The organism is Solibacillus daqui (assembly GCF_028747805.1).
GTDB classification, from domain to species: domain Bacteria; phylum Bacillota; class Bacilli; order Bacillales_A; family Planococcaceae; genus Solibacillus; species Solibacillus daqui.
In genome coordinates this window covers 2273100-2299059 of the sequence record NZ_CP114887.1, presented here as the reverse complement: position 1 = coordinate 2299059, position 25960 = coordinate 2273100, and the positions used below count along the sequence as shown (strand labels likewise).

The 25960-nt window shown below is 36.2% G+C and carries 23 protein-coding genes and 1 other annotated feature; of the genes, 13 read left to right on the top strand and 10 right to left on the bottom strand.

Features of this window, described 5'->3' with window-relative positions; genetic code table 11:
* Positions 1-124 precede the first annotated feature (124 nt).
* The 5 genes from O7776_RS11130 (at position 125) to O7776_RS11110 (ending at position 6045) form a co-directional block, all read left to right on the top strand.
* The gene (locus O7776_RS11130; protein WP_274307137.1) at positions 125-1060 is read left to right on the top strand and encodes an ABC transporter permease; all 936 of its coding nucleotides are present in this window, start codon (positions 125-127) and stop codon (positions 1058-1060) included.
* Positions 1060-1989, top strand: a complete 930-nt coding sequence (locus tag O7776_RS11125) for an ABC transporter permease (RefSeq protein ID WP_274307136.1) — start codon at positions 1060-1062, stop codon at positions 1987-1989. Before O7776_RS11130 ends, O7776_RS11125 begins: the two co-directional genes overlap by 1 nt.
* Before the next feature lie 9 nt (positions 1990-1998).
* Positions 1999-3051: an ABC transporter ATP-binding protein gene (locus O7776_RS11120; RefSeq protein ID WP_274310487.1), complete on the top strand. Its 1053-nt coding sequence runs from the start codon at positions 1999-2001 to the stop codon at positions 3049-3051.
* Between the two features lie 70 nt (positions 3052-3121).
* Positions 3122-4774: a peptide ABC transporter substrate-binding protein gene (locus tag O7776_RS11115; RefSeq protein WP_274307135.1), complete on the top strand. Its 1653-nt coding sequence runs from the start codon at positions 3122-3124 to the stop codon at positions 4772-4774.
* A gap of 302 nt (positions 4775-5076) precedes the next feature.
* The gene (locus O7776_RS11110) at positions 5077-6045 is read left to right on the top strand and encodes an ABC transporter ATP-binding protein (RefSeq protein WP_274307134.1); all 969 of its coding nucleotides are present in this window, start codon (positions 5077-5079) and stop codon (positions 6043-6045) included.
* 186 nt (positions 6046-6231) lie between these two features.
* Here O7776_RS11110 and O7776_RS11105 read toward each other — a convergent pair whose 3' ends face one another.
* Positions 6232-8223: a methyl-accepting chemotaxis protein gene (locus O7776_RS11105; RefSeq protein WP_274307133.1), complete on the bottom strand. Its 1992-nt coding sequence runs from the start codon at positions 8221-8223 to the stop codon at positions 6232-6234.
* Positions 8224-8481: 258 nt separating this feature from the next.
* On the opposite strand from O7776_RS11105, the gene O7776_RS11100 reads away from it, so the two are divergent.
* The 4 genes from O7776_RS11100 to O7776_RS11085 all read left to right on the top strand — a co-directional run bounded on the left by O7776_RS11100 (position 8482) and on the right by O7776_RS11085 (position 12569).
* The gene (locus O7776_RS11100) at positions 8482-9636 is read left to right on the top strand and encodes a toxic anion resistance protein (RefSeq protein ID WP_274307132.1); all 1155 of its coding nucleotides are present in this window, start codon (positions 8482-8484) and stop codon (positions 9634-9636) included.
* A 143-nt stretch (positions 9637-9779) separates the two neighbouring features.
* Entirely contained in the window at positions 9780-10727 is a 948-nt protein-coding gene (locus tag O7776_RS11095) for an alpha/beta hydrolase (protein ID WP_274307131.1), read from the top strand.
* 199 nt (positions 10728-10926) lie between these two features.
* Positions 10927-11223, top strand: a complete 297-nt coding sequence (locus O7776_RS11090; RefSeq protein ID WP_274307130.1) for a cytosine deaminase — start codon at positions 10927-10929, stop codon at positions 11221-11223.
* Between the two features lie 635 nt (positions 11224-11858).
* Positions 11859-12569 carry an SIR2 family NAD-dependent protein deacylase gene (locus tag O7776_RS11085; protein WP_274307129.1) on the top strand — a complete coding sequence of 237 codons (711 nt, stop codon included), beginning with the start codon at positions 11859-11861 and terminating at the stop codon, positions 12567-12569.
* A gap of 74 nt (positions 12570-12643) precedes the next feature.
* Here the strand turns inward: O7776_RS11085 and O7776_RS11080 are convergent, their stop codons facing one another.
* Positions 12644-13444: an SAM-dependent methyltransferase gene (locus tag O7776_RS11080; RefSeq protein ID WP_274307128.1), complete on the bottom strand. Its 801-nt coding sequence runs from the start codon at positions 13442-13444 to the stop codon at positions 12644-12646.
* 483 nt (positions 13445-13927) lie between these two features.
* On the opposite strand from O7776_RS11080, the gene guaC reads away from it, so the two are divergent.
* Both guaC and O7776_RS11070 read left to right on the top strand, forming a co-directional pair.
* Positions 13928-14908, top strand: a complete 981-nt coding sequence (guaC, locus tag O7776_RS11075) for a GMP reductase (protein WP_274310486.1) — start codon at positions 13928-13930, stop codon at positions 14906-14908.
* Positions 14909-14971: 63 nt separating this feature from the next.
* Positions 14972-15184 (top strand) — a binding site (T-box leader).
* A 273-nt stretch (positions 15185-15457) separates the two neighbouring features.
* On the top strand, positions 15458-17047 hold the full coding sequence (locus O7776_RS11070) for a 2-isopropylmalate synthase (RefSeq protein ID WP_274307127.1): 1590 nt from the start codon (positions 15458-15460) through the stop codon (positions 17045-17047).
* 41 nt (positions 17048-17088) lie between these two features.
* Here O7776_RS11070 and O7776_RS11065 read toward each other — a convergent pair whose 3' ends face one another.
* The 6 genes from O7776_RS11065 to O7776_RS11040 all read right to left on the bottom strand — a co-directional run bounded on the left by O7776_RS11065 (position 17089) and on the right by O7776_RS11040 (position 21122).
* Positions 17089-18084, bottom strand: a complete 996-nt coding sequence (locus O7776_RS11065) for an LLM class flavin-dependent oxidoreductase (RefSeq protein WP_274307126.1) — start codon at positions 18082-18084, stop codon at positions 17089-17091.
* Positions 18085-18136: 52 nt separating this feature from the next.
* Positions 18137-18709, bottom strand: coding sequence for a YdcF family protein (locus tag O7776_RS11060; protein WP_274307125.1), 573 nt, complete (start codon positions 18707-18709; stop codon positions 18137-18139).
* 154 nt (positions 18710-18863) lie between these two features.
* Positions 18864-19823 (bottom strand): TDT family transporter, encoded by a 960-nt coding sequence (locus tag O7776_RS11055; RefSeq protein ID WP_274310485.1) that lies wholly within the window; start codon positions 19821-19823, stop codon positions 18864-18866.
* Between the two features lie 78 nt (positions 19824-19901).
* Positions 19902-20216 (bottom strand): DMT family transporter, encoded by a 315-nt coding sequence (locus O7776_RS11050; RefSeq protein WP_274307124.1) that lies wholly within the window; start codon positions 20214-20216, stop codon positions 19902-19904.
* Positions 20216-20551: a DMT family transporter gene (locus O7776_RS11045; RefSeq protein WP_274307123.1), complete on the bottom strand. Its 336-nt coding sequence runs from the start codon at positions 20549-20551 to the stop codon at positions 20216-20218. The genes O7776_RS11050 and O7776_RS11045 overlap by 1 nt, the downstream gene beginning before the upstream one ends.
* Positions 20552-20561: 10 nt before the next feature.
* Entirely contained in the window at positions 20562-21122 is a 561-nt protein-coding gene (locus O7776_RS11040) for a TetR/AcrR family transcriptional regulator (protein ID WP_274307122.1), read from the bottom strand.
* 105 nt (positions 21123-21227) lie between these two features.
* On the opposite strand from O7776_RS11040, the gene O7776_RS11035 reads away from it, so the two are divergent.
* Complete coding sequence (locus tag O7776_RS11035) at positions 21228-21785, top strand: DNA-3-methyladenine glycosylase I (protein WP_274307121.1); 558 nt, start codon at positions 21228-21230, stop codon at positions 21783-21785.
* A 223-nt stretch (positions 21786-22008) separates the two neighbouring features.
* Here O7776_RS11035 and O7776_RS11030 read toward each other — a convergent pair whose 3' ends face one another.
* Together O7776_RS11030 and O7776_RS11025 are read right to left on the bottom strand one after the other, a co-directional pair.
* Positions 22009-22428, bottom strand: coding sequence for a universal stress protein (locus O7776_RS11030; protein ID WP_274307120.1), 420 nt, complete (start codon positions 22426-22428; stop codon positions 22009-22011).
* 12 nt (positions 22429-22440) lie between these two features.
* Positions 22441-23874 carry a SulP family inorganic anion transporter gene (locus O7776_RS11025; RefSeq protein WP_274307119.1) on the bottom strand — a complete coding sequence of 478 codons (1434 nt, stop codon included), beginning with the start codon at positions 23872-23874 and terminating at the stop codon, positions 22441-22443.
* 240 nt (positions 23875-24114) lie between these two features.
* On the opposite strand from O7776_RS11025, the gene O7776_RS11020 reads away from it, so the two are divergent.
* Positions 24115-25944: a dynamin family protein gene (locus O7776_RS11020; protein WP_274307118.1), complete on the top strand. Its 1830-nt coding sequence runs from the start codon at positions 24115-24117 to the stop codon at positions 25942-25944.
* Positions 25945-25960: the final 16 nt, after the last annotated feature.

Below are 25960 nucleotides of genomic sequence, written 5' to 3'. Positions count from 1 at the left end.
CAGAAAACATGTAGCACAGTACATTATTTAAGATTTGAAGAACACAAATTTACATTTAACTTTAATGTACTCAGCATACAGCACTTGTAACAAACTAAGAAGAGACGAAAGGGGGACTGGCTCTATGTTTGGCTATATTGTGAAACGTTTCTTAATGATGATTGTGACGATTTTAATTATCGCCTCATTGACGTTCTTTTTAATGTTTCAAATTCCAGGTTCACCGTTTGATTCGGATCGAACGACGAACCCAACCATACAAGCTAACTTAGAAAGCTACTATAATTTAGATAAGCCAATTTATGTTCAGTATTTTACATATTTAGAACGTATTATTACGTTTGACTTTGGACCTTCTATTAAAAAGCCAGCCGAAACGGTAAATGGGCTTCTAGAACGGGGATTCCCGATATCATTTGAGCTTGGGATGGTGACGATATTAGTTGCTCTTATTTCTGGCATTTTATTGGGGACGATTGCAGCGTTACGGCATAATGGGGCTATTGATTATATTGCGATGACGATTGCCGTAATTGGGATATCATTACCGAACTTCATTTTAGCAACGGTACTCATTCAGATATTCGCCGTAAATCTAGGTTGGTTCCCAGCGGCTACATGGTCAAGTTTGAAGCACATGGTGTTACCAACTTTGGCGCTTGCAACGGGTCCAATGGCAATTATAGCTCGTTTAACGCGTGCGAGCATGCTTGAAGTACTGACACAAGATTATATTAAAATGGCACGTGCAAAAGGATTAAAGCCTTGGCGCGTTGTAGTAAGACATGCTCTCCGAAATGCGTTAATGCCAGTTGTTACTATTTTAGGTTCGATGTTAGCGAGTATTTTAACAGGTACATTTGTAATTGAGCGAATTTTCGGTATTCCGGGGATGGGGAAATACTTCGTTGAAAGTATAAATAACCGTGATTATCCGTTAATTATGGGGACAACAGTATTCTATAGTGCATTCTTAGTATTTATGCTTTTCCTAGTGGATATTATATACGGCTTCTTAGACCCTCGAATTAAGCTACATAAAAAGGAGGGGGATGCATAATGGTTCAATCAAAAGAAATTCCACAAGAGTGGTTTGCTCCTGCTGCAAAAGATGAGCAAAGTAAAGAGCAAGTAGTGCGTCCCACGTTGTCTTATTGGGCAGATGCTTGGCGCAGATTACGTAAAAACTATTTAGCATTATTCAGTTTAATATTTTTAGTATTACTTTCATTTTTCGCAATTTTAGTACCGATTGTGTCACCGCACTCGGTAACAGAAATCAATTTACCAAATCAAAACTTACCACCAAGTGCAACTCACTGGTTCGGTACCGATGAACTTGGACGTGATGTATTTACGAGAACTTGGTATGGTGCACGAATTTCATTATTCGTCGGGATTGCTGCTGCAACAATTGACTTTTTAATCGGTGTTATTTATGGAGGGGTTGCCGGCTATAAAGGTGGTCGTACAGACACTGTCATGATGCGTATTGTAGAAATTTTATACGGATTACCGAACTTAATCGTTGTTATTTTATTAATGGTTGTAATGGGACCAGGAATGACGACAATTATTATTGCATTAACGGTAACGGGTTGGATTGGGATGGCACGTATCGTTCGAGGTCAAGTATTACAGTTGAAAAACTATGAATTTGTTACGGCATCGAAATCATTTGGTGCAGGTACGATGCGCATTATTCGTAAAAATTTATTACCGAATACAATGGGTCCGATTATTGTTCAAATGACGTTAACAGTTCCAAGTGCGATTTTTGCTGAAGCATTTTTAAGTTTTTTAGGATTAGGGATTGCTGCTCCATACGCTTCATGGGGTGTAATGGCAAATGACGCACTTTCTGTTATATCAACAGGTCATTGGTGGCGTTTATTCTTCCCAGCAGTATTTATTTCTATGACAATGTTTGCATTTAATACATTAGGTGATGGATTACAGGATGCACTTGATCCTAAGTTAAGGAGGTAAGCATTCATGATGACAACAAATAACAGCTCTACACAAACTATCGTTCATCCAAATGCACAGCGTGACAATCAAGAAGTCGTGTTACAAGTGGAAGATTTAAAGGTTGTGTTTAAAACTTATGGCGGTACAGTACAGGCTGTGCGCGGTGCTTCTTTTAATTTATATAAGGGAGAAACACTGGCCATTGTAGGGGAATCAGGCTGTGGAAAAAGTGTTACATCGAATGCCATTTTAGGTCTTATTCCAAACCCTCCTGGAACTGTTACTGCGACGAATATACTGTTTAAAAATAAAGATTTGGCACGCATGTCAAAGAAGCAATATCGTGAAATTCAAGGGAAAGATATTTCGATGATTTTCCAAGATCCTATGACTGCGCTCAATCCAACATTAACAATTGGAGAGCAGCTAACAGAGGGCTTGAAAACACATAAAAAATTAAGCTCGGCTGAAGCAAAGAATAAAGCGATTGAGATGCTTTCGTTAGTTGGTCTTTCGAATCCAGAAGAGCGTTTAAAGCAATATCCTCACCAATTTTCTGGAGGGATGCGTCAACGAATTGTTATTGCAATTGCGCTTATTTGTGAACCAGAATTATTAATCGCAGATGAGCCAACGACTGCACTCGACGTAACGATTCAGGCGCAAATTTTAGAGCTATTTGAGGAAATTCAACAGCGCACAGGTATTTCGATTATTTTGATTACGCATGATTTAGGGGTTGTAGCGAAAATTGCAGACAGAATTGCAGTGATGTATGCCGGAAAAGTGATTGAAATTGGAACAAAGAGAGATATTTTCTATAATCCGCAACATCCATATACAAAGGGACTACTGAATTCCGTCCCACGGCTAGATTTAAAAGAAGAGGAATTACAGCCAATTGAGGGGACACCCCCAGATTTGTTTGCACCACCAGCGGGATGTGCATTTGCCGCACGTTGCCCATATGCATTGGTTGTCTGTAATCATGTCCAGCCAGATGTGACGACCATGACCGATGACCATCATGTAAGCTGTTGGTTACAGGATTCACGTGCAACAAAAAGACTAGGTGAATAGCATAAAAATGCTTCACATATAAATCTTCGCATATTTAGTGAAGAAAAATTTAAATTAGAGGGGGATTTCTATGAAGAAATGGCTTTCGTTATTTCTAATGTCATTAGTAGCTATTGTACTCGTTGCATGTACAGCAAGTGAAGATGCGGGAAGTTCTGATTCATCAGAAAAGAAGCAATCAGAAGGTGTTGAATCTGATTCAAACACTGATGGAGAAAAAGTTCTATATTTAAACAACGACAATGAGCCAACGTCATTTGATCCATCTATCGGGTTTGACTCGGTTTCCTGGGACCCACTAAACAACTTAATGGAAGGTCTAGTTCGCTTAGATGCGAATCTTGAGCCAAAAGAAGCAATGGCAGAAACAATCGATATTTCTAACGATGGTTTAACATACACATTCACTTTACGTGATGCTAAATGGACAAATGGAGATCCTGTAACTGCAGGTGACTTTGTTTATGGCTGGTTACACATGTTAAATCCAGAAACAGCTTCATATTCTGCTTTTTTAGCAACAAGCTATATTGAAGGTGCACAAGCTTACAATGATGGCTCTGGTGATGCAGCAGACGTAGCAATCAAAGCAATCGACGAAAAAACATTTGAGGTAAAATTAATTAATCCATTTGATGGGTTCTTATCAATGATTACACTACCAACTTTCTTCCCTGTTAATGAAAAAGTAGCAACAGTAACACCAACATGGTTTGCAAATGCAGATACATTTGTAGGAAATGGTCCATTTAAAATTACAGTATGGAACCATGAAGAAAAAATGACGTTTGAGAAAAATGATACTTATTGGGATAAAGATACGGTTCAATTAGACCGCATCGAGTGGGCAATGGTAAATGATTCGAATACATCTTACCAAATGTACCAAACGGGTGAGCTAGATATTACTGCTATTCCATCAACTCTAGCAGATACATTATTAAATGATCCAGAAGCAATTATTTACGATACAGCTGGTACGCAGTTCTATCGCTTCAACCTTACAAAAGAGCCATTTACAAACCAAAAAGTTCGTCAAGCATTCTCTTATGCAATTAATGCACAAGAAATAGTCGATTATGTTGTTAAAACAGGAAACAAGGTAGCAAACGGTTTCGTTTCTTATGGATTTAAAGGTCCAGATGGAAAGGATTTCCGCGAAACGCAAGGTTCATTAATTAGCTTTGATGCTGAAAAGGCAAAGCAATTATTAGCGGAAGGTATGGCAGAAGAAGGTTGGGACACTTTACCTGCTGTAGAGCTTTCATACAATACAAGCGATGAATTAAAATCAGTTGCTGAAACAATCCAAAGCCAATTAAAACAAGTTTTAGGTGTAGATGTAACAGTTCAAAACTCTGAGTGGGCAGTATTCCGTGAAGACCAAGTAGCGTTAAAATTACAATTCTCTCGTTCTACATTCGGTCACGATTATGCTGATCCAATTAATGCATTAGAGAACTTTACTTCTGACAACGATGCAATGAACCGTACGGGTTGGAAAAATGCTACGTATGATGAGCTGATTAAAAAAGCACGTGCTGAAGTAGATGCACAAACACGATGGAACTATTTATTAGATGCAGAAAAAATTCTAATTGAAGAAGCCCCATTAGTGCCACTTTACTACTACAATGGTTCAGCATTACAAAAACCGAATGTGAAAAACATTGTTCGCCCAGTTGTAGGTTCAATTGAATTAAAATATGCAACAAAAGAGTAATTATTTTAGAGATTGCGAGGTCATTATTGGCGTCGCAATTCCTTTTCAATCACCTGTCTTTAGACATGAGTGAATGAGGTAACATTCGTTCATGTGTGAAAATAGGGGAAGGGGATGATGGCAATGAGAATAATATCGAGTCGTTTACAAAAAGGGGATACAATTGGCATTATTTCTCTATCAGGTACATATTGAGTTAGAAAATTAGAGAACGCATTACCATTTTTACAGAAGTTAAATTATCCTTGGTTCAAATAAAAATTTAAAATAGAAAGCAATTGCGACATCAGGGGGGCAAAGCTATGAAACAAGGTAAGCTATTATCGGTTCGAAATTTAAAGCGCCATTTTGATCTAGGAAAAGGCACAACGTTAAAAGCGGTAGATGGCATTTCATTTGATATTTTCAAAGGAGAAACATTTGGACTTGTTGGTGAATCAGGTTGTGGTAAGTCAACAGCTGGGCGAACTATTATGGGTTTGTATAATGCAACTGAAGGCGAAGTTTTGTTCAATGGAAAAAATGTGCATGCTGCAAAGGGTGAGGAGAAAAATGCCTTAATTCGTAGTATGCAAATGATATTTCAAGATCCTTATGCATCATTAAACCCACGATCTACCGTCTTTGAAATTATTGCAGAGCCTATTCAGATTCACGGACTCGTTACAGACAAAGCGGAGTTACGAAATCGAGTTGTTGAATTATTAGAAAGTGTTGGTTTGAATCGTGATCATGCGAACCGTTATCCACATGAATTTTCAGGTGGTCAGCGTCAGCGTATTGGAATTGCCCGTGCAATTGCATTAGATCCTGATTTTATTATTGCTGATGAACCGATTTCTGCACTAGATGTATCTGTGCAAGCTTCAGTTGTGATGTTGCTACAAAAACTGCAAAAGGAAAAAGGATTAACGTATTTATTTATTGCGCATGATTTATCAATGGTCAAATACATTTCAAGTCGAATTGCGGTTATGTATTTAGGAAATATGGTGGAGCTCACAACGAGTGAAAATTTATACGATAATCCATTGCATCCATATACAGCAGCATTGTTGTCTGCGATTCCAATTCCAGATCCGGATATAGAAGAGTCACGACAGCGAATTATTTTAGAAGGTGAAATTCCAAGCCCAATTAATCCACCAACTGGCTGTGTATTTCATTCACGTTGTCCAAAAGCGATGCCACACTGTTCACAAAAGGTACCGATATGGACACAATATGAAGAAGGCCATTTTGTAGCATGTCATTTATATGTAACTAATTAAAATGTAATGGTATGGTATTATTTTATTTCCAATGAGAAATAAAGAATTGCAGTAATAATTTATTGTTTAATTAAGCTATTATTGGGTAGTTTATATGTAGACTCATGCAAATTGTATGGGTGTTAAGTCTCTCCCCCAATAGTAGACTGGAAAAATGCCCTTTTACGAAAAAAGGGCATTTTTTGATTATATCTTGAACTTCTTCACGGTATTTGCTAAGTCGTTGCTCAGTAAGTTTAATTGTTCGCATTCTTCTGCTACTAATTGAATAGAAATTAGCTGCTCGTCACTAGAAGCGCTAACTTCTTCGCATGTGGCTGCGATGGCCTGTGAATTGGATGCTAATTCTTCCATTGTCTGAATGACATCTTCTTTATTGCGCATCATCGCGGTAATTTCAACAGCTAGGTAGTCAAATGTATGTTCAATTTTTTGCATGCTGTTAGAGATAGTAGCAAAAGTTTGCTTTGTATTTGTAACGACAGTGCCTTGTGTTGCTACCGATTTTTCCATTTCATGCATTTGTTGTTCAATTAAGCTTGATTCTTTTTGTAATGTCGAAATCGTTGTATGTACTTGCTCTGTTGCGACAGCCGTTTGCTCTGCTAATTTCCGTACTTCATCGGCTACGACAGCAAAGCCTTTTCCATGCTCACCTGCTCGAGCAGCTTCAATAGATGCATTTAACGCAAGTAAATTTGTTTGATTCGAAATGGCATTAATTGTGTCAATAACTTCGGTTATGCTTACGATCTTTTGCTCTAGGTTTGTAACAACTTGTGACATTGATTGTAAATTTGTTTGTGATTGCTCAAAGCTATGTATTAACTCTTGCATGTTATGTTGGCCATCATCATTTTGTTTACTAGCTTGTTTTGTTATAGTGTATAGTTCGTTTTTTTGCTGTTCAAGTGAATTTATGTGATGTCCTAATTCGTTTGCTTGAATTGTCACTTCTTCATTATGTTCTGAAGCTTCATTTGTGCTTGCAGCTATTTCTGCTACTGCCTCTGATACAAGCAAGCTTGAAGCATTTGTTTCTTCGGCCATTGCGCTTAAATGCTGTGAGCGTTGTTCAACTTGGGTAGATGATTGCTGCACGACTTGTACAATCGCTTTCATATCATCAATCATCTTATTAAAGTTATTTGCAAGCTGGCCAATCTCGTCTTTTGATTGTAAATTGATTTTGGCTGTTAAATCGCCGTTTGCTACGCGCCCCATTAATGTGCCGAGTATTTGAAGTGGCTTTATCATTTTTGTAATAACAAAAAGGAGTACTACAAACATAACAGCGATAGTGATGATCGTAATAATAATCATGACTTTTGTAATACTTCTTGCTGTTTCATTTAATTTTTGTTCTTTATAAATAGCCCCAATATTCCAACCGATTTCTTGGATTTTACTGTATACAATAATATGTCTTTCATCATCAATGATTGAATTTACAAACCCTGAATTTTTAGAAGTTTGTAATACTTTTGAAATAGCATCTTGATCTTGAATATTTTCTCCTGCATAGGTAGGGTGGACGATTGCTACGCCCTCATTGTCAATAATAACAGGCGTCCCTTCATAGCCTAATTCAATCTTAGATACCATTGACGTTAAATTATCTAATAATATGTCTACACCAAGTACTCCAATAATTTTATTGCCATCTTGAACAGTAATTGAACCGGTGATTGTAGAGTGGCCAGTAGATTCGTCGATGTATGGTGATGTCCACTGTACTTTACCAGGATTATTCATACTATTAATATACCAAGAGCGTGTTTTAGCATCGACCTCTTTAATACCATCAAAATGTGGTTCAATGGTTACCATTTTATCATCTGCGAAATAAATTGATGAGGCATCAGGGAAACTAGCAATATAATTATTTAATTGCTTCCTATATAGAATGTCGGCATCTCCATTATAGGTACGGTCTGCTTGCGCAAATATTTTCACATCGTCAGAAAGTGCCATATTTTGTAATGATTGTTCATAGCCTTGTAAAAAAGAATTCATCGTTTGTGAAACTTGTTTTACTACTACCTCACTTTGTCCGACAACGGCATTTACTGTTTTGTCCTTAATCATCATCGAACTAATAGTAGCTAATGAACCAATTCCGACAATGACAATCAGCACAACAATACCAATAATACGCCATCGTATGGATGATTTCATGGAAATAACCTCCTAGAATTTAAAGTTAATAATTATAAGAAAAATCAAATGAATTAATAAATTTTTGTTTTGATATTTCTGAATAATATTTTAATAATACAACTGTTTTCATGGATTTACAATTCTTGTTCCTTTTGTACATTAATCTTATGAATTATTCGAAAATAAGCGAAAAATTACGTATAATAATATGTATAATGAAACTTTTTTGCTGTTTATTCGTAAAAATGATTAGTACAATGATCGGAGGAAATAGATATGTCAGAAAATCCATTATTCGAAGACTTAGATAAACGTCATCAACAGCCACAACAAACACAAACAACTGATATCATTCAACAACAAGCGAAACCACTTGTATCTGAACAAGAACTTTCACAAATACGTCAGTGCCAAGAGCAGTTAAAGATACAACCCCAAGTACAAACACTCGCACAAAAAATTGATGTCAAAAATCAAATTGCAGTATTAGAGTTTGGAAAGGAAACGGCGCAGGGAATTTCTACGTTTTCTGACCGTATGCTTGCAACAATTAAACAAAGTAACCTTGAAAAATCTACTACGCTTTTAAATAATTTAAATAAAATTATGGACCGTTTCGATCCTCAGGATTTCCAAGAAGAACAAAAAAAGGGATTCTTAAAGAAATTATTCTCAAAAAGTAAAGAACAGTTAGAGCGTATTTTATCTAAATACGATTCAATGAATAAAGAAGTAGATGCGGTTTACACCGAAATTCAAAAATACGAAGTAGAAATGAAACATAATACTGTTCAACTTGAGCAAATGTATGATGAAAACTTAAATTATTTCCATTCTTTAAGTGAACATATCGCAGCAATTGATTTAAAAGTAGGAGATTTACGTCAACAATTACCTGCATTAAACTCAAAAGCGGAAACGGGTGATCATGAAGCCATTATGGAGCTTGAAACGATTTCTCGTGGAATCGAATTATTAGAACAGCGCGGCTACGATTTAGAAATGGCACAGCAGGTATCATTCCAATCTGCTCCGCAAATTCGTTTAATGCAACAAGGGAATAACCATTTAATTGGTAAAATTAATTCTGCATTTGTTACAACAATTCCTATTTTCAAACAAGGCTTGATTCATGCTGTCACAATACAGCGTCAAAAACTTGTGTCAGATTCAATGGCTGAATTAGATCGCCGTACAAATGAAATGCTTGTACGAAATGCTGAGAACGTACGTCAAAATTCAGTCAATATTGCACGTCAGGCGGGTAGCCCAAGTATCAAAGTCGAAACTATCGAAACAACATGGAAAACGATTATGGCTGGGATCGAAGAAACAAAACAAATTCAGGCTGAGACCGTTCGTAATCGTGAAGAGGGTCGTAAACGTATTGAACAACTGCAATTAGAATATGAAAAATTAAAAAAAATGTAATTAAGACCGCTACATGAGCAATTTTCGTGTAGCGGTTTTTAATGTCAAAGGACTTGTAAAATGATTTGCAATTAGCCTTTCAATCGTTTATCATTATAACATAGTAAACTGATGGGAATTATAAAGAAAAGGTTGTGATCGTTTTGCCGAACTTACATGAACATACTAAAAATTATTTAATTAGAGTAAATGAAATACCATCATTAGTAACAATGTCGGCACAAGAGGCAAGAGAAATGCGCTCGAAAGCACCTAATCTTAAGCGTCCTACAGCGCAATTAGTAACGATAAAGCAACAAACAATAACGATGCGAGACGGACATAAAATTAATATCCGAATTTATACACCAAATGGACAAGGACCGTTTGATATCATTGTTTATTATCATGGTGGGGGTTGGGTATTAAATGATTTAAATACTTGCCATGAAAGTTGTTCATATATAGCGCAACAAACAAATCAAATTGTTGTATCAGTCGAATATCGATTAGCACCAGAATATAAATTCCCTATTCCTGTATTTGATGCATTCGATAGTTTTTTATGGGTCAATGAACATGCGTCAAGTTTTGATGGGAATGTGAAAAGAATTTCTGTAGCTGGTGACAGTGCGGGAGGTAATTTAGCAGTAGCAGTAAGTCAATTAGCTGCGAGGGAGAAATTACCAATCACGTCGCAAATTTTACTCTATCCGGTTACAGACTTGAGTTATAATACGAAATCCTATTCATTATTTGGAAAAGGCTTTGGCTTAGATCGTGATGTTATGCAGTGGTTTGGTGACTATTATATTAGTTCACAAATTGATGCTACCAACCCACTCGTGAGCCCGCTTCAATTGACCAACTTTACACATTTTCCACCTACAATTATTTTTGTGGCAGAAAATGATGTATTACGTGACGAAGCACTTGAATTTAATAAGAGATTACAACAAGCAGGTGTTCAAACAAAATCTATTGTTATGGAAGGGCTTGTCCATAGTTACTTTACAAATAATGAAGTGTTTGAGCGAGAAATACACCAAACAATTGAGCAGATTGACGCCTTTTTAAAACAATTATCGGAAGAAACACGTGCAAACAATTAGTCGTTTTGCTTTTATTAATGCGATATGCACGACTTTATTTTTGGCAATACACCAATTATTTCAATAGTATATATCTCGAGCAGCTCTTGATTTCAAGGGCTGCTTATTTTTTTTATTTGTCATGTCTAATAAGGGGTTAAAATGGTGAAATTGGGTAAAGAACATACGATATAAAATCGCCGTAAAAGGAGAACAAGACATGGAATTAAACTTAATGAAAATTGATGAATTTTTAAATTTACCAAAAAGTGTAATCCGTCGTGCAGATGAAAAAGATGTTTTAAATATAAAAAATGAACTGCTCCTGTTGTTAAATAATCGCAATGGCGAGCATGATAAAAATCAAATTCGCAAATTAATCAATGAAATCCAATATATGAATCTCTATGTTGTAAAAGATGATTATGACAAAATCATTTATTCTTACGATCCGCCAAAATGCAACACACCACGTGTCACAATTAATGAAAGTGGTTGGATTGAGCTTGTTAAATAATTGAAAGTGATTCCTTCTTGATGCGTGCTAGTATGCAGTTAGTAAGAAAAAGGGTAGAAGTGGCAAGGGCAAAGGATCAACGATGATAAGGTGGAAGTATGTTAGCATTTTATTGATGCTCATTTTTGGAGTAAATCTATCAATTACAGGTAGAAAATATCTAGTAAAACAAGTGCCTAAGTATAATTACTTTGGCACTTTTATTTTAAACTTTAATGTTTGTATTTGTAAAAGGAAGCGTTTTTTGAGAGTATCTTACTATTTATTTTGCATGATCACGATATAATGGAAGTTATAAAACTCTTAGTCATGGCAGATTTACATTAGGTAGAGTGTCGAGTAAATATTGATGATTGGTTATGATGATACATAATGGGATCAAGGTGCATATCAATTCAAATTGAAGTCAATAACATATTTGATGTTTACATCATTGTACACGCACACCTGGATTGCTTTGATTAATAGGTAATGAAATTCACGAAGAACATGAGCATTTTTTATAGCACTAAATAAAAGAATGATTTGTTGCCTTGCTTGCGAACATTTTATTAGAAGTTGTAAATGAATAATTGGCACAACGTTGGTCATTTGCTGTGCTACAAAAAAAATCGTAAATTTTGGGGGGATTGACTATGATTCAAACAGTAGCGTCATGGCTTAAACATTCAGCTTCTACTGTCATTTTAACTGGTGCCGGTATGTCAACAGAATCTGGTATACCAGACTTTCGTTCGAAGGCAGGCTGGTGGAAATCAGTTGATCCACGAACTGTTGCATCTGTTGAAAGCTTAACACAAAATTATGAACTATTTCGTGAATTTTATCAGCTAAGAATTAAGGCACTTGAACAAGTTAAGCCGCATAAAGGCCATGAAATTTTAGCTGAATGGGAGCAGCAAGGGCTAGTTGGGTTTGTTGCAACACAAAATGTCGATCGGCTACATCAATTAGCGGGTAATAAGCAGGTAGCAGAACTTCACGGGAATATTTTGACCATACGCTGTGAAAAATGTGAGAAACCACACAGTAAAGAACATTTTATGAATAACGCTGTATGCACGTATTGCATGCATCATTTACGTCCGAACGTTGTCTTGTTTGGTGAGTCATTGCCACAAGAAGCATGGAACCGCACATTAAATGAAATTCAACAGGCAGATATTATATTTGTGATTGGGACAAGCCTTGAAGTATACCCGGTTAACCAATTACCGATGATGGCTCAAGGAAAGCTTGTTTATATTAATTTAGAAGTGGAATCACAGACACAAGGCTTTGATGCAATAATACAAGGTACTGCGGGGGAAGTTTTAGCGCAAATTGACGTATTACTTAATAGATAATACAAAGAAGGGAGCAGTTCAAAATGGACTGCTCCCTTTTTATTTGACAGGTGGGAATATATAAATTTTTATATCTATTGGGTAGCGATTAACACAAAGCTATTTAATGATTGACGGTACGCTTCATCCCGATTCATTAAATGGTAATAGCTTGTTGCTAATGTTTGAATTGCGAGTGGTGCTTGCTGTAACTGATTGTACAATACATTTGCGTAGTCAATTTCCCACTCTCCGTCTTGTAAGTACGTCGCGTCAATAATTTTTGATTGTTGAATTTCAAAACCTGCTTGTCCTAGCATTTCTTCGATTTGTGCTTTATGGAAAACGTTTTGAATGTTGCCATCCCCACCGCAAAATGCGCTATAAAGGGCAAGAATATTTACAGCACAAAAGTGTGAGCGTTGGCTAATTTCTGTATAATCAACATCCCATTCAGCAAAACAAACGCGATTTGTCATCGATTTCATTTTCAAAAAGTAGGAATGTAGTTGCTGTGGCCTCGCAAAATACCAAGAGCAGTGTGATAGAACAATTACATCGAACATTTCTGGTGTGTTAAATGCTAAAAAGTCCGTTTCGTAGTGAAAGTCAATACGAGAACCGAGGGGGGATTGCCTGATTGTATCCGAAGCTTCTCCAAGTGTAATCGGTGCCCCGTAGTGCGGTGCAGCAATATCAATTGCCACCACTTTTCCTGTTTGACCAACGGCATCTGCTAAAGCAACTGTTGTATCTCCCTGACCACAGCCAATTTCTAATACACGCATTCCTTTTTCAATGTTAAAATTTTCGACTAATGCTATTCGATGTGTTAACTGTGTGCGTTGAATGGAGTCATCTCCAATAATTTTCATACATGCTAATAAGTGATTCAATTTTTCAGCTCCAATAATCATTTTAATTGTTATTGAGCTTTAAAATATACTCAATAACTGTTTTCGTATACCTCATATTTAACTACCATCAATTCATCGACTCCTATCTTAAGATAGTAATAGTTAATCATTTTTCTGAAAATATTGCAAATAATGGATAGCGTGAATGGGTTGCTAAAAACGGGTTAAAATACAAAAGTGAGGAGTAGAAATAATAGATAAATAAGGAGGGGTATATTATTAAAAAAAAGTTACTCAATGCTTAGATATATTGCAGTAAAGATTAGGAGAACGGCAGATTAAATCATATTATTGAACTTATGTGTTTTTCTTAATAATTTTCAAAAAGGCGAACAATAATATAATAATTATATATAAAATTCGGTTTTTTTGTTGACAACGTTTTCACCATCTTGTAAAGTAGCTAATGGCGAACGAAGGAATAAATAAATTAATGTTCGTGTTTAGGAGTGTTGTAAAATGATGGATACAGTTTTTGATTATGAGGATATTCAATTAATTCCGGCGAAATGTATTGTGAAAAGCCGTACAGAATGTGATGCTACAGTGAAATTAGGCAACCATACATTTAAATTACCGGTTGTCCCAGCAAATATGCAAACAATTTTAGATGAAAATTTAGCTGAACAATTAGCTTCTCAAGGCTATTTCTATATTATGCACCGTTTTAACCCGCACACACGTGCACAATTTGTACGTGATATGCAGCAAAAAGGGTTTATCGCATCAATTTCTGTTGGTGTAAAAGACGAAGAATATGAATTTGTTGAACAGTTAGCAAATGAGCAACTTGTTCCTGATTTTATTACAATTGATATTGCGCATGGTCATTCAAACCAAGTAATTAATATGATTGGTCATATTAAAAAGCACTTACCAAATACATTTGTCATTGCTGGAAATGTTGGTACACCTGAAGCAGTACGCGAGTTAGAAAATGCTGGCGCAGATGCAACAAAAGTGGGAATCGGCCCTGGTAAAGTATGTATTACAAAAATTAAAACAGGTTTTGGTACAGGCGGCTGGCAATTAGCGGCACTTCGCTGGTGTGCTAAGGCTGCAACGAAACCAATTATTGCGGATGGTGGTATTCGTACAAATGGGGATATCGCAAAATCAGTTCGCTTCGGTGCTTCAATGGTTATGATTGGTTCATTATTTGCAGGTCACGAAGAATCACCAGGGAAAACGGTAGAAGTTGATGGCAAACAAGTAAAAGAATACTTCGGATCAGCGTCAGAATTCCAAAAAGGTGAACGTAAAAACGTAGAAGGTAAAAAGATGTATGTCGATTCTAAAGGTTCAATTTTCGATACATTAACAGAGATGGAACAAGATTTACAGTCTTCGATTTCATATGCAGGTGGAAAAACATTAGCTTCAATCCGCACGGTGGATTACGTTATCGTGAAGAATTCAATTTTTAATGGCGACCGAATTTAAAATTTTCAGAAAAATTAGTTGACTTCTCATAGCTTTATCTAGTACACTTCATTTCAAGAGTACATGGAAGCGTTGAATGGAAGTAGTAAATGGTGTGTATACCTTTAGAGAGCCAGTGGTTGGTGCAAACTGGTGGATACAGCTATTGAACTCGTCCAGGAGCATACGACCTGAAATGATAGTAGGGAAGTCGGGAGCCTGCCGTTAAAAGGGCTTTAAGTGGAGCGTTTAGGCGTTCAATTAGAGTGGTACCGCGAGTTCAACCTCGTCTCTATTCGGAGAAATCCGTTTAGAGGCGAGTTTTTTTATTGTGATGTCTAGGCTAAAGCGATAGCTCCTCGCATCATTAGGTCCCACCGTCGAAAGTCGGTGGAGCGCATACTTTCTAGTAGGGTACTCTATCGCTTGAGGCTCACACGATATGAGTTATGTCGGCCATGGCAACATGGACGTGGTGCTCTGGCCGGCTCTGAGTTAAAAGTGTGCTTAAGTGCTGTTCTTGATTCACTTTCATGGTCAAAATCATTTAGAAGAAAAGGGGAATTTACAATGAGTCGAAAAATTTGGGTTTTTGATACAACATTACGTGATGGCGAGCAGGTACCTGGAGCCAAATTGAACTTATACGAAAAGGTGGAAATCGCTCAACAACTCAAAAAATTAGGTGTTGACATTATTGAAGCTGGATTCCCTGCTTCATCACAAGGTGATTTTGATGCAGTAAAGGCCGTAGCACAAAAGGTAGGTAATTCATCAGATATTATGATTACTGCATTAGCCCGCGCTGTGAAAAATGATATTGATTCAGTTTATAACGCCGTAAAGCATGCACAAAATCCAATGATTCATATGGTACTAGGAACGTCTGATATTCATGTCGAAAAGAAATTTAGTAAGTCTAAAGATCAAATTTTACAGATTGGTATAGACGCAGTAAAATATGCGAAAACCCTACTACCACAAGTTCAATATTCTACAGAAGATGCATCTCGCTCGGATTTTGAATATTTATGGAAAACGATCGAGGCGGTTATGAAGGCTGGAGCGACAATGATTAACGTGCCAGATACGGTAGGATACGCAGAGCCAGAGCAATGGGGTGAAATGATTGCAAAATTAAATTACCGTATGAAAAATTTAGATGATTCGGTATTGCTTTCTGTACATTGTCATAACGACTTAGGGATGGCGACAGCAAACACCCTTGCTGCTGTGAAAAATGGGGCGGACAAAATCGAAGTTACCATGAATGGTATTGGCGAACGCGCAGGAAATGCGGCACTTGAGGAAGTTGTTATGGCAATTAAAACGCGCGGCGATATTTATAATGTATTCACGGATATAAAAACAAAGGAAATTATCAATACATCTCGCTTAGTTTCAAGCTTTATGGGGCTTGATGTACAGGTCAATAAAGCAATCACAGGTGACAATGCCTTTGCACATTCATCTGGTATTCACCAAGATGGCTTATTAAAATCACGTGATGCATATGAAATTGTGCATCCTGAAGATGTTGGGTTAGACGACATGGAATTAGTGTTAACAGCACGTTCTGGGCGTCATGCAGTGAAAAATTCATTAGCAAAACTAGGCTTTAATGAATTTGCGGATGAAGAATTTGAAGGGATTTTCGAAAGCTTCTTAAAACTAGCGGATTCGAAGAAAGAAGTATACGATCATGATTTATATGTCATTGTTGAAAACTACTATGAAAAATCAGACAAAAACAACCCGAACAAAGAATCGTATAAAGACCAATTTTATGATTTAGAGGATTTACAAATTATCGCAAATTCAACATTCCCAAATGCGAGTGTAAAAATTCGCAAAGGTGAAGAAATATTTAAAGCAAGTGCTGTTGGTTCGGGCCCTATTGATGCCCTGTATTCAGCTATTGCAGATGTTACTGAAATCAATGTGAAACTAGTAGAGTATAATATTAGCTCGGTTTCACGTGGTCAAGAGGCACTTGGTAAAGTTAAAATTATTGTTGAATATGACGGTGAAAAATACATTGCAAAAGCGGCAGATACTGATATTTTAAAAGCTTCGGCATTTGCTTATATAAATGCAATTAACAGCATTATTGTGGCACAAATTACACCACAACCGCTAACTGAAACTGCAAATATATAAAAAAAGCGTGTCCCTTTTGAAAACGGGGCACGCTTTTTCAGTTATTTTATTAGCTGTTTTGCAAGTAATGTGTAGCTGTTTATACGTTGTTCAATCGAATAGAGATTACTATTAATCATCGCCTCATCGAAGCCGTATTCCGCTTGCTCTTCTAGAATTTGCGTAGCCACATCCTCTGCTGAACCGATAAGCATTAAATGTCGATTTTGCTCTAGCAACATTTTATCCATTTCGGTTAAAGGATAGTCGTTTGCTTCTTCAGGTGACATAACATTTAATAATTTTCCACGCATTAAATTTAAACGACTAATTTGCATAGGCATGGAGTAATATTCTGCTTCATCGGCTGTTGCTGCTACGCTGACAGCATAGGTTGTAATTATTTTTGGCTTTTCCATATAGTAAGAAGGTTGAAAGCTACTACGATAAGCATCAAAAATTGATTTTGACATTTGCCCGTTAAAAAATTGTGCAAACGAGTAGCCAAGCCCTGCAGCACCGGCTTGACGTGCACTTTGACCACTAGAGCCAAGTAACCATGCCTCCGGTAATTGTACTTTAAAAGGAGTGGCTACAACATTATCATAAACGGCTTCACCTGTACGCTGTTCATTCATAAGACGTAAAATAACGTCAAGCTTATCGTATTGTTCTGTCAAATCTGGACGCCGCCCACTTGCTAAAGCAGTCATAGCTGGCATATCTCCACCAGGAGCACGCCCCGCACCAAAATCAACTCTACCTGGTGCAAGTGCAGATAATGTTTTAAACACTTCCGCAACTTTAAAGGGCGAATAATGCATCATCATAATTCCGCCTGTCCCTACACGAATACGTTCTGTTTTAGCTGCAATGTATGCCGCAGTTACTTCTGGTGCCGAGCTTGCAAGTGTCGTTGTATTATGATGTTCTGCAAACCACATACGTTCATAACCCAATTGATCGCCAAGCTGTGCAATTTTTACACTATTTGAGAGTGCCTCTGTAGAAGTCATTCCTTTTGAAATAGGCACTTGATCTAAAATACTAATTTTCATCATTTTCACCTCGTTACTAGAAACATTAACGAAACGACTTCAATTTGTAAAATTATTGGCCTAAAAAATAAGTTTTTAATAGTGCTGCCCGTTCTCGAATACGTGATTTTAGCTCAACAACTTTTGGTGTAGGTGCTGCAATGACATCTGAATCTAAACCGAGTTTCTTCGCAAGTATATTTGCGCGTTTTAAGTGAAAGTCATTTGAAACAATTGTAATATTAGTAGTGTTTTCAGGTAATAATTGTTTAGAAAATTTGATATTTTCATAAGTAGATGTAGATTTATCTTCAATTAGAATACGCTCAGCATCTATTCCTGCCCGTACTAAATAATCATACATAACAGAAGCCTCAGTTTGATCTTCATCAATACCTTGCCCACCTGAAACAATTGCGGTTACATGCGGATATTGTTGTAAATAGTCGGCCGCAACATCTAAGCGGTATTTTAATGATAATGATGGTACGCCACCTGGCTTTACCTTGGCACCAAGAATAATGACATAATCATTTGTACCATTTGCTTTTTCTTTTGCAGCTTTATCCATTTCGTTCCCGAGCCATATGTATACAATCGCAGGTATAGTTAGAACAGCGAATCCAACAATGAGCCATTTATTCATTGAAAAACCCCCTTTATATACTATACGTAGATGAAAGGGGGAATGTTTCGCATTCAAAAGAATTTTTGCGGTTATTTAATTCGGTGAATTAGTAATTGTAATTATTTCAAGGTATACACATTCGGAAATAATTAGTGCTATTTTGATGCATCATTTATTTTTCTGACACTGCTTGATGATGTTTTGCTTGTACTTGTATACTTAAATAATTTAGATATCGTATGAGTACATAACCAACAATACATACCGCAAGTAAAAGCTGTACGTAAAAATAAGTTGTCATTATATTTTTAAAAATGCCCTGTAAATTAACATAGTAAAGCATCGTATTTGTCGCAGTTGCTGAAATGACAAGAGGGAAAGTCATTGCAGCATAACTTGGATAAAACGGAAGCATCAACATCGAAGGAAGCTTCGATAATACTAAGAAAAATAATAGCTGAGCAATTACATATAATACAGCAATCATCGCTATAGAAGTATTAAATTGCTCGAAATAAGCAGCCAAAATAAGTGATGCCGGCGCTGATAAAATAGCTAGCATTGGAATGGTTGGCTCTGGTAAATCTTTGCGAATAAAACCACGTAAAATGACAATTGGTGCGACAATGACAAACGCACAAAAAGCAAAAATTACAATCCCTTGAGTAAAGTTGCCAGAAAGGTCTCTCGCAGTTAGAGGCATTACAGCAGTTCCGACAAATAAAACGAGCCAACTTGGAAAGACATTCGCAATCGTAATATTCTTTTTCCAGATAAACGTAAAGAAGAAATAGCAAATAATAAATATTTGAGTTACTGCTGCTAAAATCCATAGCGTATGGCTAAACGAACTGCTAATTCCGTAATAATGTAAGCCACTACTTAGTACTAACGTTCCCATAGTAAATGTAGGGGATACCGAAGCAATAATAGGGTTTTGCATTTCTGCAACAACGGAATTTGTAGCAAATATTAACTTTCCTAGTAATAATAAAAATAGCACCATACCAACAAAGTAACTAATATGTGCGGCAATTGTAATCTCTAATCCATGCAATAAATTCCCGAGTGAGAAAAATGCAAGCATGACTCCGCTTAAAGGGATCGGGATTGCTTCGAATAAGTACTTCATATTAATCAATTATTCCTCCATCTAAAAATCGCGCAAAAACAACTTACCAGTTTTTGCGCGAGGTGTTTATACCTTATTTTACTGCGTTATCTTCAATCCAACAACTGCAATTATGATAAAAGAAATAAATAAAACACGTTTCCAGTCTTTTGATTCATTATAGAGGAACATTCCTACAAGTGTTCCACCAACTGTCCCGATACCTGTCCAGACAGCATAGGATACTCCCATTGGTAGTGTTTTCATCGCTAATGCTAAAAATGTAAAACTACATGCAAAGGCACCAAATAAGATGGCAAACGATGATAGATTCTTACGTTGTGCTACTTTATTCATGCCGATTACGCCACCAACTTCAAAAAGTCCTGCTAAAATTAAATATACCCAAGCCATTATGCATCCCCCGTTTCTTTCTCACTTGAGAGCATTTTTAAACCAATAACTCCGACTAATAATAACAAGATAAAGCTAATTTTTGTCATACTAAATGGCTCGTTAAATAATAAGGTTTCGACAATTACCGTTCCAGCTGTCCCGATTCCTGTAAAAACGGCATAAACTGTTGATACAGGTAGTTTGTTTGTTGCGATAATTAAAATGTAAAAGGATAAAACGATAAGTGCAATAACACCAATCCAAAATGGAATGGTGTGTGCATATTTAAGTCCCATCGCCCAGCCGATTTCGATTAGTCCTGCTAACAATACTAAAAGCCAATACTTTGTCATGATTTTCCCCTTAATTTGTTATTCCTTTATAAAAGATTTTCCAGCTCGCTTGCAAACGTTTTAAGAATCGTTCATTTCCGCCATACAGCATTTCAACATATAGACTATCTAACAATGCTAAAAAGCTAATTGCTGCATCTTCCGCGCTAACCTTAATATGCTGTGTACTGAAATAATCTTTAAATAATTGTTCCAAGTAGTCTAAATAATAGTACGCTTGTTTATTTAATGTTTGTTCTAAATGCTGTGGAGTTAAATACAATGTGCGAATAAAAAATTTTGTCTCGACATATTGCTCCATGCGCTGTTCTACTTGCTGTAACAATGGCAATAATTTTTGTTCAATAGGTTGTTGTACATTACTCGTCATAGAGGCTTTCATAAATGCGAGTTCAAATTGAAGTGCTTCCTCAAAAATGGCTAGATACAAATCATCTTTACTTTTGAAGTATGTGTAGATCGATTGTTTTTTAATGCCAATCTCGTCTGCAATTTGTGCTAGGGAACCGCCGTTATAGCCATGTTTACCAAAGTTATGAAATGCTGCATGCATCAGTTTTGCTTTTGTCATTCGTTTCACCTTCCTAACGTTCGTAAGGTAAATATAGCACGAAAAATTTGCACATGCAATATTTTTGCATTACAGTGAGAAAAACAGTAGAAATTAGGTGGAAATATGGAACGTTGTGCTTGGGTGAAATTAGATGAACCAGTATATGTGAAGTATCATGATGAAGAATGGGGTGTACCTGTTTATGATGATCAAAAATTATTTGAAATGCTTTGCTTAGAAGGCGCACAGGCAGGGCTCAATTGGCTAACTATTTTAAAACGTCGAGAGGGATATCGTGCTGCTTTTGATGGGTTCGATGTTGAAAAAATCTTGAACTATGATGATGCAAAGCTTGCAGTGTTAAAAGAAGATGAACGCATCATTCGTAATCGTTTAAAAATAGCGAGCGTTGTTACAAACGCCAAAAGCTATATTAATATGCAACAAAAGCATGGCTCGTTTGCGAACTATATTTGGTCGTTTGTTGATGGGAAGCCTATCATTAATCATTGGGAGCGAATTGAAGATGTACCAGCAACAACTGAGATTAGTGACCGTATGAGTAAACAATTGAAAAAGGATGGGTTCAAATTTGTAGGTAGTACAATTTGTTATGCTTTCATGCAAGCTGTAGGAATGGTAAATGATCATACGAAAAATTGTCACTGTTATCAAAAGTAATTATTTGTCTATATTTATTTGGTTGTCACAGAAATAAATCAGTATAGGGTAATTCTATATAAAAATAAGGCACCAAAGGGGATTTTACCGATATTAAATTTGATAAACTTACATATGTACTTGCTATTACAGAGTAATCATCACTATTGCTCGAACAACGAAACTTGAATTTGTAAATGAACAAAAAAGTGCGGCTACTGAATAAGTAGGCCGCACTTTTTTCTTATTTCACAATCATCGCAGGGCAGTTGACACGCTTTATTACCTTATGTGAAACACTGCCTAAAACCATCTCTTGTAAGCCATTTAAACCTCGGCTGCCGATAATTACTAAATCAACGTTTTGACCGTTTGCAAATTTAATAATTTCTGGGCCAGGAATACCATGAATCATCTCTAAATGAACATGAATGTGTTCTGCTTTAAATAATTGTTCAATGGGTAAAAGCTTTTGACGGCGTGCCATATATAAACTCTCAATTGAACTTGCATAGAGAACTTCTGTTTTTACCTTTTCCAAATCAATGACAAATATAATCGTCACTTTGCAATTTGGGCTTACTTTTGCAATTTTTAAAGCTTCTTTCGCAGCGCGTATAGAATTTTCAGAGCCGTCAGCCGCAAGTAAAATATGTTGATACATGTATGTTTCCCCCTAATCAAACATTGTTGTACCAGTTAATTTCCTTACTAATTGCTTACCAGTTTCGTCAATGTTCTGGTAGTTTATAGTAATCCCTTTCTCTTTCAGTTGCTCTTTTACCTTCATTAATGCACCAATCGCAGAATCATCCCACACTTTACAATTCGTAAAATCAATCATAATGTGTGAATCTGTAATCATTTGCGTTTTAAAATAGTTAATAAAGCTTTCCGTAGAGGCAAAGAACAATTGACCACTTACATAATAGATTGAACCATTGTGCGAGATTTTCACACGTGAGATTTCATTGACAAAAAATAGCGCACTAACAACGATACCGGCAACAACACCTAATGCTAAGTTATGTGTATATAGGACAACGGCAATTGTGAGTAGCATGACAAAGACATCCTTTTTCGGTGCGGTTACTGCATATTTAAACGATTGCCAATCAAACTGTGTAATACAGACAACAACCATGACACCAGCTAACACTGGCATCGGAATTTGTACGACATAGTCTCCTAGCACTAAAATTAAAAACATTAAAAATGCACCCGCAACAAATGTTGATAAACGACCACGTGCGCCAGTTTTAACGTTGATAATCGATTGACCAATCATCGCACATCCTGCCATACCACCGAAGAAGCCATTAATCACATTGGCAATCCCTTGACCACGTGCTTCCTTATTTTTATCACTTTCACTTGATGTCATGTCATCCAAAATTGATGCAGTTAAGAGGGATTCAACCAATCCAACAATGGCTAAAGCCAATGAATACGGTAAAATAATCATCAATGTTTCAAATGTAAATGGAATATTTGGAACGAAAAATGACGGTAATGTCTGCGAAATCGAACCCATGTCACCAACTGTATTTAATTTTACACCAGAATAGAATGCAACAACCGATAAAATTACAACCGCGATAAGTGGGGCAGGAATCCCTTTAATAAGATATGGAATTCCATAGATTAATGCGATTGTTGTCAATAAAAACACCCAGGTGTACAAGTCACCACCAATAAAGTGTGGCATCTGTGCGATGAATACTAAAATGGCTAAAGAGTTCACAAAGCCTATCATGACCGCATTTGGAATGAACTTCATAAGACGGGCGATTTTCAGCATTCCGAAAATAATTTGAATAATACCAGTTAAAATCGTTGCTGCTAATAAATAGTGCAGCCCGTAATCCTTTACTAATGTTACAATAACAATCGCCATTGCCCCAGTAGCAGCAGAAATCATAGCTGGACGACCACCAACAAAACTTATCGTCACCGCAATAACAAACGACGCATAAAGTCCTACCATTGGATCAACACCAGCTAAAATAGAAAAAGCAATCGCTTCGGGAATAAGTGCAAGTGCGACAACTAAACCAGCTAGTATATCGGCACGTATATTTCCAAACCATTGCTGTCGAAATGTGTGCATAAAAAGTCTCCTTAAATAAATCTTTCCTAATGATAACATGGGTGTCAAATAATCTTATAGTGAAAATTATAAACATAAAATTATAATCAGGATTATTAAAAATGTGAGTAAACTCCTAATTATTACAAAAATAATTGAGTACCACGAATCAATTTGATTAATTTTTCCAAAAAATAATATTCAAGGAAAATTATCTATGCGTATAATTAAATTATTATTTGAATAAAGGAGTTTAAGCGGATGACAGAACAATTATTTTCACTACAAAACTCAATTGATAATCAAACGACATTACAACAATTTATCGAACGCTTAAAGCCGCTCCATGTAATTTTGTCGCAAAATACATATGTGAAAGATATGACAAATAGACTAAATCGTATTATTGAAGATGCTAGTAGCCAACCAATAATGTTGTTTTTAGGAAAAGAGCGAGTAGGTAAAACGACACTAATCAATAGTCTATTAGGTAGAAGCTTATTAGAAGATAGTAAAAACGAACCAACCCATGTGAATGCTTTTATCAAATATGGTGAGCAGGAATGTATTAAAGCAATATTTTTAGATGGGATGGTTGCAACTTTTGATATCTCGAAGTTAAATTTGTTAACGGTTTCTACAAACGAATGTGCTGAAATTATTCGCGAGCATATTGATTACCTAGAAATCTATATTAAACATGATTTATTGAAAGATGTGACGATTATAGACTCAATTGGACTTGAGGTAGGAGCAAATAATACCGCATATTTCTCGCAAAGTTTATTACAGCGTGTGGATGAAGTGTTTTTCGTGTTGCGTGCTGGTTCTTCAGCAACAGAAGATGAAGTGAATTTTATTAAAAAGCTAAATACATTAGGTGTTACTGCAAATCTGGTAATTAATGGGATTGATCAATTGGATCATAAAGTAGAAAGTTTCATTGAAAAAGAGAAAAATGTGTACGGTGAATATATTGGACATAGTGTTGCTGTTTCGGCGTTAAATGCCTTACAAAGCCGTAAAACGAATAACTCCCAATTATTAATTGATTCACGGATTACACAGCTTACGCAATTAATTCAAAACTTAGCGAACAATCAACAAAAGAAAACGCGCCATGTTGTAGAGCTATTTATTAATTGGTTAGAGCGTTTTCGTAAAGAAGTAGAATTAATTCCGTTCCGTGAACCATATGTTTCGGCTTTTGCGAATGTGGAGCAATATAGCTCAGATTTTGACTTAGAATTTACACGTAAACAACGAGACCTTGCATTGATTTCAGCGTATGAAGAAGAATACGCAAGTGTTAGTAACGTATTTAAAGGCGTCCAAACTCTCTATCAATTGCTACAAAAATTAGCAAGTGATTTGTATTTACGTGATCCATTAGTAGAGAAATATGAAGAAATCGCTGTATTATATCAAAAGAATGTCCGAGATTATCGCAAGCTGCATGTGGATTATACGATGGAATATGCACGCTTAGAAAAACAATATAAAAAGCAAACACATCAAAACTTAGCTTTCCCAATTCCACGAGAAGAAACGCAAGGGGTTTTTTTAGAACGAATCAACTCATTAAACAAAATCCAATCACAGCTTACTGAAAGGTTAGAGCTTATCGGTAAATATGAGGAATTCGTACGTAATAATTTATATGTAATTCAAAATCGTTTAAATGAGCTTGCAAAGAAACGTCTTTCTATTATTCAAGGACAAGTAAGCGACTTAAATATTCAGCGTAAACGTGAACGCACATATTTAAAATCCTATGCTGATAAATTAACGGAGTTTAATTGTATTATAGAAGCGCAAAGTTTTTTAATGGATGCAATTTTACCATATTTACTTGAGCAACAGTTGCCAATTTCTGAACAAGAAAAAGCGCATATTCGTAATACGATTGAATGTATTTGTGCGACTGATCTGACACATCAGGCGCTGTATAAACGTTTAAATATTGCCGATACAGATGATCTATTGACACAAATGGATATTGATGCGAAATTTAAATTAATCGGGCTTAGCTTAACGGAAGCAGACATTCTCTCTGAAATTCCTGAATTACCAAACGTGATTGAACAATAAAAAGAGCGGAACAGGT